This window comes from Pseudobacteroides sp. (assembly GCF_036567765.1).
Lineage (GTDB): Bacteria > Bacillota > Clostridia > Acetivibrionales > DSM-2933 > Pseudobacteroides.
The window spans coordinates 80,129-93,014 of sequence record NZ_DATCTU010000091.1 but is presented as its reverse complement, the minus strand read 5'-3'; the positions used below and the strand labels follow the sequence as shown (position 1 = coordinate 93,014).

At 37.2% G+C, this 12,886-nt stretch carries 12 protein-coding genes; 3 read left to right on the top strand and 9 right to left on the bottom strand.

Translation table 11 applies throughout. The features are described 5' to 3' along the window. Window positions 1–343: 343 nt before the first annotated feature. From VIO64_RS13815 to VIO64_RS13795, 5 genes are all read right to left on the bottom strand, one after another. Window positions 344–1,795: a methyl-accepting chemotaxis protein gene (locus VIO64_RS13815; RefSeq protein WP_331919185.1), complete on the bottom strand. Its 1,452-nt coding sequence runs from the start codon at window positions 1,793–1,795 to the stop codon at window positions 344–346. Window positions 1,796–2,016: 221 nt separating this feature from the next. Beyond that, window positions 2,017–3,027, bottom strand: coding sequence for a WYL domain-containing protein (locus VIO64_RS13810; RefSeq protein WP_331919183.1), 1,011 nt, complete (start codon window positions 3,025–3,027; stop codon window positions 2,017–2,019). Further along, the gene (locus VIO64_RS13805; RefSeq protein WP_331919181.1) at window positions 3,014–4,303 is read right to left on the bottom strand and encodes a WYL domain-containing protein; all 1,290 of its coding nucleotides are present in this window, start codon (window positions 4,301–4,303) and stop codon (window positions 3,014–3,016) included. Before VIO64_RS13805 ends, VIO64_RS13810 begins: the two co-directional genes overlap by 14 nt. 243 nt (window positions 4,304–4,546) lie before the next feature. Next, complete coding sequence (locus VIO64_RS13800; protein WP_331919179.1) at window positions 4,547–6,205, bottom strand: hypothetical protein; 1,659 nt, start codon at window positions 6,203–6,205, stop codon at window positions 4,547–4,549. Beyond that, a complete protein-coding gene (locus tag VIO64_RS13795; RefSeq protein WP_331919177.1) occupies window positions 6,136–7,098 on the bottom strand; it encodes a PstS family phosphate ABC transporter substrate-binding protein in 963 nt (320 codons plus the stop codon). Before VIO64_RS13795 ends, VIO64_RS13800 begins: the two co-directional genes overlap by 70 nt. A gap of 184 nt (window positions 7,099–7,282) precedes the next feature. On the opposite strand from VIO64_RS13795, the gene VIO64_RS13790 reads away from it, so the two are divergent. After that, on the top strand, window positions 7,283–7,513 hold the full coding sequence (locus tag VIO64_RS13790) for a nucleotidyltransferase domain-containing protein (protein WP_331919175.1): 231 nt from the start codon (window positions 7,283–7,285) through the stop codon (window positions 7,511–7,513). Window positions 7,514–7,562: 49 nt separating this feature from the next. Then, entirely contained in the window at window positions 7,563–7,874 is a 312-nt protein-coding gene (locus VIO64_RS13785) for a DNA polymerase beta superfamily protein (RefSeq protein WP_331919173.1), read from the top strand. Here VIO64_RS13785 and VIO64_RS13780 read toward each other — a convergent pair. Further along, entirely contained in the window at window positions 7,867–8,814 is a 948-nt protein-coding gene (locus VIO64_RS13780; protein ID WP_331919171.1) for an ADP-ribosylglycohydrolase family protein, read from the bottom strand. The genes VIO64_RS13785 and VIO64_RS13780 overlap by 8 nt on opposite strands. A gap of 291 nt (window positions 8,815–9,105) precedes the next feature. Here VIO64_RS13780 and VIO64_RS13775 point away from each other — a divergent pair, with 291 nt between their 5' ends. Then, entirely contained in the window at window positions 9,106–10,266 is a 1,161-nt protein-coding gene (locus VIO64_RS13775) for a hypothetical protein (protein WP_331919169.1), read from the top strand. Between the two features lie 77 nt (window positions 10,267–10,343). On the opposite strand, the gene VIO64_RS13770 is transcribed toward VIO64_RS13775, so the two are convergent. From VIO64_RS13770 to VIO64_RS13760, 3 genes are read right to left on the bottom strand one after another with little or no spacing between them, the layout of a single operon-like run. Next, complete coding sequence (locus tag VIO64_RS13770) at window positions 10,344–11,354, bottom strand: AAA family ATPase (protein WP_331919167.1); 1,011 nt, start codon at window positions 11,352–11,354, stop codon at window positions 10,344–10,346. Window positions 11,355–11,367: 13 nt separating this feature from the next. Next, window positions 11,368–12,072 carry a nicotinamide riboside transporter PnuC gene (gene pnuC / locus VIO64_RS13765; RefSeq protein ID WP_331919165.1) on the bottom strand — a complete coding sequence of 235 codons (705 nt, stop codon included), beginning with the start codon at window positions 12,070–12,072 and terminating at the stop codon, window positions 11,368–11,370. A gap of 13 nt (window positions 12,073–12,085) precedes the next feature. Continuing rightward, window positions 12,086–12,784 carry a TIGR02452 family protein gene (locus VIO64_RS13760; protein ID WP_331919163.1) on the bottom strand — a complete coding sequence of 233 codons (699 nt, stop codon included), beginning with the start codon at window positions 12,782–12,784 and terminating at the stop codon, window positions 12,086–12,088. Window positions 12,785–12,886 lie beyond the last annotated feature (102 nt).

Below are 12,886 nucleotides of genomic sequence, written 5' to 3'. Positions count from 1 at the left end.
TAGCAATCAGATCCCTAATCTGATGGGGATTCGAACCCCGAAAATAACTCTTCCGAGCTGATTAATATGGCGGAAGCGAGCCTCCTATCCATATATCAAATCCCTCTTTCCAGGCATACCTTTTACCATTTTGTAAAAGGCACCGCAAGACCAACTGTGAAATCTTAGCTAAAGAAATAGGAACAGTTATAGTATACGGGAATAGGGATAGCTTTAAAAGACAAAAAGCTTGCAACCTTGACCGTTAAAATTAAAAAGAGCGATAGTATATATCCTTATGAAGAATATATGCTACCGCCTTTCATAAAACCATCCATGGACTTAAAATACTGGTATTTCAGCCTTATTTATTTTGAATAATCCCTTGAAGCTTTTCACTTGAGTTCTGAATTTCAACCATTGTGTTATAAATACTTTCAATACTTGCATTCTCCTCCTGTACAGTAGCAAGCATCTCTTCCGACGAAGCGGACTGCTCCTCAGAAATACTTGCAATATCTTGTGCATAATCCTGAATGTTTGAGAATAGTGAAGTAATATTTTCAATTATTTTCTGCTCATCGGTAACATAGTTGTCTATATTTCTAAAAGATGCCTGAATCTTTGTAAAACTTTCATTTACCAAGCTAACTATGCTTTTTCCTTCATTAGTCGCCAAACTTCCGGCTTGCACCTGAGCTACAACATTTTGTGTCTTTTCCTTAATCTGATGTGTTATCTCATTTATTTGTTCTACTATATTTGCACTTTCTTCTGCAAGTTTCCTTACTTCCTCTGCTACTACCGCAAATCCTTTACCGGAATCTCCGGCTCTTGCTGCCTCAATTGCTGCATTTAAAGCAAGCAGGTTGGTTTGTTCGGAAATTTGTGTTATGCCTTCAAGGAAGCTATTGACTGCATCCATGTTACTCTGCAGTTCTTCAACCGTCGAAAGGGATTTGGTTACTGTATTGTTAATTATATCCATTTGCTTGTCCATATGACTTATCTTTTCATATCCTTCCAAGACAACTTTATTAGCAGTAGCCGAAACATCGGAAAGTTGCTTGGAAAAACTATGTGCTTCAACAACTTTTCCATTAACATCATAGATCATTTCGCTGATTTTATTAATACTTTCAGCCTGACCCATTACACCTTTAGTTACTTCAGTAATAGTATTGGTCATACCACTGCTCATTTCCTTTATAGTCTGCAAATCAGAGTTGCAGTTTGTAATGTTTTTATTTAACTGTATGCTGTTTGCTTTTGTCACATCCATAACCTTTTTCAGCTTATCAACAAGATCTTTTGCCTCTTTTTCCTTCTCATATGCTTTCAGAATTAATTGACTTCCCCACTTATTTAAGAAAAATAAAATGACAGCCATAAATTCAATTGTTATAAGGCCTGATAAAAAATCACTCTGGCTTAAAACAGGATTTATAATTTGAGCAGTTATAATTTCAGCGTTTATAATGCCCATTCCAATTAAAAACAAATTCTTATTAAGGTATAACCCCAAAACACATACACTAACCGCAATAGGTAAAAGCGACATTTCTTTTGTTATTGACATTACTCCAGACATCGAAAAGCTTGTAAAAACAATAATACTGATTAAGTATGGATTTTTCTTTAAATATAACAATATTGTAGGTGCAACTGTTCCGATAATCATGGGGATAAGTACTAGATTAGAGGTTCCTTTACTTAAGAACGACCCTGCAATCAATGCTAATAAGCCAAGCCAAAAAACCGATACAGCAGTTATATTTACTTTTTTCATATGGTCCAGCAGTATACTATTGTTCATACAATATTCTCCTTTTTATTTAGTTATTGGATTTTTTTATTAAGATTGAAATTATTTTGAAATGATTTAATTATTAATAGATAGAGTATTTAAACAATTCTACATTTACTTCATGAAATCCTTCTATTTAGCTTATTGTAAAAATTTCATATTACATATCTTCCAATAATCATTTTACATAAAGAACGGTCAAGTCTATTTAAGACTTAACCGCTACTTATTTAAAGGCTATATAAGCTCAGTGACTTCTTCACCCTTTTTACAATCTCATCAACCATCCTCTGGGGCGAAATCACCTTCACATAAGGCCCCAACGAAATAATGTTCCTTATAAGATTCTCTTCCTCAAACAGGTAATAATTTAGCTTTATCTCATACTTGTTATCCCCTAGGTCCCTTGCAGTCCTTTCCATCCCGGAAAAGCACATAAAGCACCTTTCCATGGCGGCCTTTTTATCTATAACCTCCAGTATTATGGGTTCACTGGAGTACTTTTGCTCAAATAGCAACCTTTTGGCTGTTTCTCTGTCCATACCCACATCTTCATCCACTATTCTTAACTCTGAAAGGGTAAAAATATTTGCCATTATGGGACGGTTATCATCGATAGAGTACATTGATACTCTAAACCTTCCATCCCTCGCAGAGTATTCAATCCCTACAGGAAGTGCCAGCTTATCCCTGTACACATTACCCCTTTTATCAGTATTGGTATACCTTATTGCTTTTTTATCAACAAGTGCCTTTAATATGAGCCTGAAGTTTCTGGAATAGGCCTCCTGCTCCGCTATTTCAGGCAGCTTAATGGTGTTGGTCATTTCTATGTATTCATCCTTAATTGGGGACTCTACTCCCCCCAATTCTCTTTTCAATTTCTCATAAGTTTCATGGCTTAAGACCATTCTTACCCCTTCATTTTCCAATAATGCCTTTAGCCAGAATTTTTCCAGAATTGTAAACCTCACAGGCACAGGAGGACTTCCCGCTCCCTCCAGTGCAGGATAGAACTGGCCGTCTTTATGAGCAAGCAGGTACAGATTTTCACCCTCATCACATCTATTTAACATTATATCAGCAAAGGACTGTTGCTTTTTACCTATAACCTTCTGCTCGAATTCACCCTCATCAATTATCTTAAGTATTTCACTTTTTGCCTTGCCCTCGGCACATTCATTTATAATCCTTAAAACCAACTGAAAATATCTGTTTTTTACCTCACTAAACAGCTCCATATGATAAAAGCATCTCCTCCCAGTCAGTGCGAAGTTTTTGTGCCAGCTCCATACTTTCCAAAACCTTTACATAACCTGCATATCCTCTGAGCCATGGAATAATTTCACTGCTGTCATTAACTTTAAGTGTTATATGGAAGCACCCTGCCTCTATTTTTTCCAATGCTGCATTTGGTGCCTCATTAATTATTCTGTCTATTATAAATCCTTCGTTTTCCTCATCTATAATAACTTCCAGCTTCACAGTTTCCGGTTCTTTTCCGTTCTCTAGGGCCATGCTGGACCAACTTAGACACATCTGCCTTTCAAATTCATCTGAAAATTCATTCCTGTCAAATTTGTCCTCTAAAGTTTCTACATATTCAACCCTGTCAAGCCTTGAGACAATGCACTTCTTATTGTCGTTAAATGATATGAGATAGAACCTGCCATGCCTTACATCGTATCTTATTTTATAAGGACTCAAAGAGTTATTTACAAATCTTGTGTCCTGGTTTTTTGGTGCATGATACAAAAGTTTAATCCTTTTTTGATCATGTATGGCTTTTAAAACATCCCACAATACCAGCTCTTCTATAACAGGATGAAAATGCAGGTTCCTGTAGTTAAATATATTCATGTTGTCAGTCTTGTCACTTCTGTCGTAACTCAAATAATCCTTAAGGGTCTGCTCCACATAATAGCCGCATGTAACAGGAAATATAATGTTTTTGTACAGACCTACAGCTGTAAGAATCTCCTTAATCTCATCTACACCAAACCCTGCAAGGATATCCTTTGAGATTGAATAATACTTGGTTCTCTTCACCACTTCACAGTCTAAAACCCCAATGCTTTTACACATTTCGTTAAGCTTTCTCTCTATTGTCTTGCTGCTTATTTTCTCAATACATAAAAGTCCCTGATCGATAAGCCCACTCTCAATCATCTCTAAAGAGCAGGGCACATTTTTTGATTGGATAAATAAAAGTGCATAAAAATAAATAAGGAGATCACTCCTTGTAAAGCTTTTTGTCATATATGTATTTACCAGAAAGTTGTTGGAGTGTTTCATAAAATCATATGTAAGACTTAAAAGCTTATACCTGCCGTCCTTATCGGCTCTTATGTACTCCTCTTCAACATACTGCTGAATCCGCCTCATTTCATAGCTGACTTTCCTGGAGCTTATATTTCTTTTATTTTCAAGCCCATCCCTGGAAAAGCAACCATATAGAAAGCAATCCCTCAGAATATCTCTGATTATATTGTAATGTTTGATGAAATCACTAAACATAAATTGCTCCTTAGGCAGTTATTTTTCTCCTATCCTTTAACTGCCCCATTAACGGTTTATAATCAATATTGTACCATATTTTTTCTCATATGAATCCCCCTTACATTCTTTAAGACTTTAGATCTCTTTTAAATTCACTACATTTATAGTATAAATCACCCTTTTATACAGTTACAGACAAAAAGTTTGCAATCTTTATTAAAAGTAGTATAAATATACAAAAAAAGAAACAGTGATCTAGCCTCAATCATGTAAAAACTTATAGGGAGTCATTTTGAAAAACTGTTTAATATTTATGTTGGTGCTTACTGGCTCTTTTAGTCCTTCAATTGAGCCTGCAGTCAACACTATGGATAAATTTGCATCGTCATCATTAGGGTACATCCCTAAAGTAATACTGCTGTTAGTCTTTAGGAATTTAAAATTAAAGTCGGGGCTTTTGTCCCCCATAAGGAGTTTTATCACATAACCGTGTTTTGAATCCAGATCACTGCGGACCCTATTAATAAATGCATCTTCCAAGGATTTATTTTTTTTAAACTTCCTTTCAAGTATGCTTACATATGAAGTAGAAGTTTTATTTACAAGGTCAAAGATAAAGGATTTTGTGTATTTTTCAACTTTTATTGAAAGATCCCTGGGCCTTATGTAGCTTATAAAGCTTAAAATACCATCCTGATTGAGCTCCGGAAAAAACTCGATCTCTCCAATATGCCTTGGCATGTAGTCGTATGCTTGCTCTCCGGGGCTTTTCACTTTTGAAGGGTTGTTCCATATATCTAGCTTTACCAAGTCTTCTACTTCATATCTTATTTTATCGTTTATAGTTTTTTCAAATTTGGTATCCCCAGTACCTGTTATAGTTTTGTATCGTATCCATAAATCCCCGTCTCCCACGTTTCTGACCTCGGATTTATCAACTAAAAAAATATTGTTTCTATGCTCTGCCATTTTAGGCTTTGCATAATTACCTGAGCTATAATCATGGTCAAGAATGTCCACATAATCATAAATCCTGTGTAAAGGCACTTTTACAGCATGCTCCTTGGCAAAGCCTCCTTCTCCCTTTCTGAATATAATATACAAATCAGTATAGTTAAGGAGAAAATCCTGATCCGGCTTTATGCCTGAAAAAGGCTTGTAGAGAAGCTCACCTTCATCAAGATCACCTTCAAGAATGCCAAGCTCAACCTGCCTATTCAATAAAGACACATAGTCAGTCCCTTTTGTGAATATATCCTTTAAACTGAGCCTTTTTCCGTCCGATACCCTGAATAAAAGGCCATATATCGGATCGGAGTATAAATACGTGGTTGAAATTGATAAGATGTTGTTGGCACTTAGTGCAATATGACTGAATAGACCTACAGGCCAATCTTCTTCTGCCATGTAGATCTCTTCCGAAATGGCTTTTTTAAGGTTATTGGTTATACTGTTATTAATGCTCTTCTCTGTCTGTTTATCAACAAGTCCTGAAATCTGGGGATAATCCAGACTTACATTTCTATTTCCACGGGTAATTTCAAGCTGCTCTCTATAACTATCAATTTCGTAAACATTAATATATTGAGCCTTTTCGATCTTTTTTACAAGCTTTTCCTGTGAGCTGTCGATCGGCAAATCGGTACTGTTAGTACTGACTGTTCCGACAGGGGTATTTGATGGTATAGAAGTAATTCCACCGGTTGGTGTTCCTAGTGCACCTGAATCTGCTGATTTTGAAGCTGTGGGTATTTTTGTGGCAGAACCGGATTTTTCATTCTTTGCACTGCACCCAGGTATCAAAATAGCAGTCATTAACACAATTACAAGTATTTTGTTAAGCATCATATCTACCTCACTTCCAAAGGTACATACCCAGCCTTTTCTGCAGTTTCCTGACCTTCCCTGCTCATAATCCATGCAAGTAAACTTCTTGCCGGTGAGGTTTGAGCTTCTGATTTTTTAAACACTGCATAATAAGCACTTGTGAAAGGGTATTTGCCGGATGCGATTGTATTGTTATCAGGAGCTATACCATCTACAGCAATAAACTTGATCGTATCTTTATTATACATAGACTTTGCATAATAATAGACCGAATATCCCAAAGCATTTTCTGCATTATCGTATTTGGCAATGCTGTCAATAAGCTCCGACATGCCCCAAACAATATTCTTAGGTGCATCCATCATCTTAATGCCTTTCATTACACTCTGTTCCATAATCGTCTGGCTTCCTGAGTTCTTCTCCCTTTGGTATGGAATTATAGTTGAATCGTTACCCCCAACCTCAGACCAGCTATTTATCTTTCCCTGGTAAATATCCTGTATTTGTTTTACTGTAAGGGAGCTAACTGGATTATTCATATTCACAAGAAATACAAAGCCCTCCTTAACAACAGGCACTACTTCAATTTCTACATTGGCATCCTTCGCTATTTTAAGCTCTTCATCAGATGGTTCCGTTACAAAAATAATGTCAGCTTTACCTTCAATCAGATTTACATATGCGTTATGGGTGGTATTATGCTTAATAAACTTTTCAGATTCATCGGACGACATTCCAAGAAGCTTCCCTGCCATAGCCTGGGTCAAAGGAATGGTTGCAGTTGATCCGTCAATTTTAGGAAAAGACTCTTTTGTAAAACTTACACTCACATTCGGCAGCTCATTCTGTTTAGTAACATCTGCTGTTTTTGTCGGTGTGGTTGACGAAGCAGTAGTTTGTTTATTTTTCATAGGTTCCTTCTTTGAATCACATCCATAAGTAAATACCAGCAAAACAGATATAACAGCTAAAATTACAACTCTCATTACAAGTAGCCTCCCAGTATTCTTAGGCTAAAATGTTAGTAATACTTCAAACACTTTTAGCCCATAATTAAGCTTTGTACAAATTTTAGTTTAAGTATATAATATTCTACAAGACTATCATATAGCAAAACGCCTATAAAGTGTTTACAAAATAGTAAAATTTTATTTAGTCGAGGTGTATTAAATGAGGGATATCATATTATCAAAGCTCCATCAAATGGAAAGGGAAAATAGTATAAGAATTCTTTATGCTGTTGAATCAGGCAGCAGGGGCTGGGGTTTTGCCTCCAAAGACAGCGATTATGACGCACGATTTATATACATTCGGCCGCTTGAGTGGTACTTGTCCATTGAAGATAAAAAGGATTATATTGAGTACCCTATAGATGATTTGCTTGACATAAACTACAGATGAGGTAAAAATCAAAAGATACTTTTACATTTTAAGACCACTTCTTGCCTGTATGTGGATTGAGAAAAACAACACAATGCCTCCAATGGAGTTTAGCAAGCTAATGGATAATCAGAAGCTTGACCAATGTCTCCTAAACGAAATTAACAAGCTGCTTCTTAAAAAAACATCCGGGTTGGAAATTGATATTGAACCCCAAAGCCCTGTTATTATGGATTTCTTTGAAAGCAATATCCATCGTTATGAGGATTATCTAAAGTCTGCAAAACACGAAAAAACTCATGATATCAGCCTTTTAGATGAGTTATTCCGAGAAACACTAAACGAGGTATGGGGGAAGATGATTTGGTTATCTCCTAAATAATCCCTAAGTGAGTTAGCAGCCCATTAATAAGAGTATGCAAATCTTCCCTGCCTCTTAATGCTGATACCCAACGGCCTGGTATGCTGTCAAAGCCATATGCAATTCCTGCTAATCCCCCTGCAATTGCAGCAGTCGTATCGGTGTCGTGGCCTAAGCTTACCGCTGCTTTGACCACCATTTCATATGAATCCTCATTATTTAGGACCATTCTGACGCTTCTAAAGGAGTCAACTACATATCCTCCTCCCTTGCCAAAGGGTTCATCATCCGGCCTTAAGCAGCATTCCAATTCGTTATAATACGAAGAATCCTTCCTGTATATTTCCCTTAATTCTTTAACCGCTTTCATATATGCGTCATCAATGGCCAGTCCATTCATAATTTCTACTGCCCACAAGCTATATAATGCACAACATACCTGATTTATCTCATGCCCATGGGTAACAAGAGATTGAAGATGGGCAAAGTATACCAGTTCTTCTTTACTGCCTCTATGCCAGAGTGCCAGGGGCAATACCCTCATAAGTGAGCCATTACCCTTGCCATCAGGTAGAATAAAGCCTGATTTGTTAGGAGGCACCCCTTTTTTATATGCCATTAATGTAGTTACAGTCTGGTTTCCAACATCAAAGACTTTATTATCAACAGCCCAAAGGCCGTTTTCATACCAGGAAAGTAGCTTTGAAGCAAAGCTGTCTATATTCATGGTCTTGCATTCAAGTAGCGAATCCAAAAGGCACAATGCCTGTGCACCATCATCCGACCATGTTCCCGGCAATACTCCCCTATGTGACCTTTCAAAACCTTCAGGTGGGTTAAACTCTATCTTATCTATTTGGGGGAGATCAGAGGGGTCATTAAACTCATAAGGAACCCCCAAAGCGTCTCCTATAAGTAATCCCCACAAACCACCTAGGATCTTATCCATTTGCCTGATCATAAAAAATACCTCTTTCTTAATTTAGTTATTATTTTCATTATTTTGAATTAAAGATAAATCTGTAAATTTTATTCCAATCTAGATGTCAATTATTGTTTGTACTAGCAATTACTGTGGTATTCCTATAATAAGGCACGATCAAAAAATAACTTACGCTATAAATTTCGCTCATGTGTTGATTTAGCTCGTCAACACCCGCTCAAAAGCGGAAGTAATTTTTTAATCATACCTAATTATAACTTAACACCAGGAATATTGTAAACTTATGCAGGCTAAGAGGAGGGATATTTTATGTCAGCAATTGATGTCAAGTACAATGAATTGGGCGGCCCGGGTGGATTTCTCGGAACCCCTACCACTAAGGAGTTAGTTTGCCCTGACGGTATTGGCCATTATCGGCACTATCAACACGGCTCTATTTACTGGTCACCGTTAACCGGTGCTCACGAGGTGCATGGTCTTATCAGAGACAAATGGGCTAAACTTGGTTGGGAAAAAAGTTTTTTAGGTTATCCAAAAACCGATGAAAGTAATTCTCCTGTTCAAAACGGAAAATATAGCCAGTTTCAGGGCGGCACAATTCTCTGGTTTCCTGGCTCTAAAGAGGCATTCGAAGTGCATGGAGCAATCAGAAACAAATGGGGGCAACTAAACTGGGAATCAGGCATTTTAGGCTTTCCCTTGACCGATGAAACCAAAACTCCCGATGGAATTGGAAGATTCAATCATTTCCAGCACGGCTCAATTTACTGGAAACCCTCCATCTCTGCACATGAAATATATGGTTTAATACGCCAATACTGGGCAGAACACGGTTGGAAAAAAAATCCCGAGCTGGGTTACCCGATTTCTGGAGAACTCAGCACATCCGATGGCGGCAAAAACAGGTACAATGATTTTGAAAACGGAGTCCTTTTCTGGAAATTCGGAAGTAACAAAGCAAATGAGCTTAGTAAACTTACCATAAACAACGCAAGTAAAACTGTTGATGAAGTTATGGAAGAAATTAAGAAATTCATAATTCCCAAAATAAAATCCAATGATAAAATTTATATCAGTAAAGGGCCATACTTGGAGTCCATTACTGATTATTCATTTGATGGAACCTCTGTACATAACAGACAGTATGTAGTTCACGTCGATTTAGGTGCCGATGTACCTGTATTACCTGATGTTTCTTCCAATCTTAAGCTATGGATCGAAATTTCATATGACAAAAAGTCAAAAGTTGTTAATGCAATACTTAATAAATGGTGGGTTCATACCAATGTACCCTGGCCTACTTCAATGGGTTTAAGTGCCTCTGAAGTTAATGATCAATTTAAAGCCACTTTAAACCCGTTGGTTGGTAAAAAGAATAAGATTGCATCAGTACCTGATGGAATTAACATATTGTCTGTAAAGGTTATGCCCAATGGAGACCTGAATGTATATATGGAACCTCTTTTGTAGTATATTGAGTTATTCTAATCCTCATACCAGCCAAATACATAATTGTATTTAGCTGGTTTTTATTTGTTAATACCGACTCATTTATAAGCCAACGAAGCAGGATTATCATATTTTCTAAATCTGGCAAGCACTCTGTCCACAACACCAATACGTTCTTCCAAAGATCCCTTAAGCTCAACATAAGGGATCTTCCTTTCCTTCAGATCCGCAATTATCTGCTTCTGGAATATATGCCTTTTTTGATCGCCGGAGCGGTCCCATGTATCATCATAAGGAATATCATCACAGCACAGAAAATAAATATCATACCTTGATTGTGCCTTAAGTGCCATCATTTCAAGCTCGTCAAGCACATAGCCTTGATAATCCATCCCAAACATGTGTGTGGTAATGGCGTTTGTATCAATGAAGAAATATTTATTTACATCATAAGAGAGCTTATCTTCCCTCTCAATATGTCCTCTTGCTATTTCAACCATCTGTTCTGCAGTAATTCTCCTGTTTACCTGGTGTTTTTCCCAATATTCCCTTCCATATTCAGGCATCCATACTGTGTTGTATTTTTCCGCCAGCCTGCTGCATATTGTGGTCTTGCCTGTTGACATAGCACCAACAAAGACTACTTTTACGATCAAATCATCATAGACTAGAGGGTGTATATATTCCTTATGTCTAAAGGCGTTTTCCCTGATCATAGTTGCAGATATGGGAAATGCATCCCTGTTCCTGTCAATTTGCCGGTTCTCAGCCCCAAGTGCTTTGCTTACATGATCCCCATAAAATTCATTTGAATAAAAATGGGTTATTTTAACATCCTGAAGGCGTTCTATAATATAATCCTCATTTTTCTTCATAATTTCTGGCGTGTCTCCAACCTCCTGGGGTCCGTCCCATGCTTCTATTACGCTGGCTTTTGGATACAAAGTGCGTATCCATCTGCTCCTTACATGCAAAGGAACCTCAATCAAATCAGAATCATATATCAGTACATGCAGCTCATCCATCTCTTTCAAAGCCGTTTCAATCATATACTGATGTCCCCTGTGCAAGGGTGCAAACTTCCCAAGCACCAACCCTGTTTTTTTCATCGTTTTTCACCTCTCATCCAACCCATATTTTAGCTTCATCCTGTGATGAACCGTTATCACTTGCACCTTTGCTCCACCTATACAGTCCGTAAACACTATTTACAAGGTATGCAGTCCACATCAGCGTCATAGCCGCAGCACTGCTTCCTTCGTTAAATAGCCTTATAGACCACATTACTATTTGTGCCACATTTATGGTAATGTACAAAAACCATTGTTCCCTGAAACGAAACATCATTGCAAGTGTTGCTATTATTGAAGTCACAACTATAAAAGCATCAAGGTATGGCGTATTCTGTCCCTTGAAAGTTGTAAGCCATACCCCGTAGCCTATGGTAGCTGCTACGCACAAGCTTATTAAACCTGCTACACCCTTCCAGTTCATTTTCTTCATTATTACAGTATTATCATTGCCAATTTGTCTTTTCCACATAAACCAACCGATTACTCCTGTGGGAACATAGAACAAAAGGTTTAACATTACCTCTCCAAACAGTTTATTCTCATAACTTATCCATGCATAGCCTATAGAGTTATATAATCCAAACACATAGTTCCATACATTACCTTTAGCAGCCAAGACTACACAAACAACTCCTGTAAGATAAACAGAAATTCCAAGAAGATTGGTCTTCCAGAAAAACGATAATATCAGCATTATTGCAGAAAACGTTGTCAGCCATGCAATTTCAAACAAGTTCCATCCTTTAAAATTCATAGTAATCTCCCCCTCATTTTCCAAATACATTGTTAAAAGCATTAAAGTTCCTTTTATCCTCGGATTTCTCATAAACCGCAAACACAATTCTTACCTCACCTATTTTATTGCGGTCTTCTTCGTCCCTTTGCATTACTACCCCTGCATTTACTGCTGGTGAAGTAATAACAGAAACAAGCACAGGCTTATTTATAAGTTTTCCGCTGTCAAACCTGATAAAGGGAACTTTAGGAGAATAGATCATATAGTCGGAATAAAGACAAGTCCTATGGTTTCGATTATATTCGTACATTTCACTCATCTGCGATATACAGGGATATAGTCCGGAGGATCTTGCCAGGCTTTCTTCCTGTGCCTGACTTCCTGTTAGAAAGCCGCCTCCAGGGTTCTTTGCCGACGCAAAATTCAGGCAAACCATTTCTTTTATTACTTCCTGGTTTACCAATCTCGTGGAGGCCTGTATGGTTGTTTCACTTGTTACCTCTATTTTACATCCCCTATTCCTATGTAAATTAAGCAGTTCACCAACTTCATCTCCAATACTCTCCGGCATTTCAGGCTTATATAAAACCGATTTTGAAACTGCATAATCAAGTTCATCCTTGAATATAATTTTTTCATTGTCACTGTTTACATAGAATCCATCACTTAAAATTTCCAGTGTTTCCTTTGCAATTTCGACTCTTATTTCTCTGTTATTTATACCTGACATAGTTACTCCCCTCCTTACCTATTGCTTATAAATGATATTATTAACTTGTTAATAACATTATATTACTATGCTAGTCGTATTGTCAATGCATTTGAAGATTTT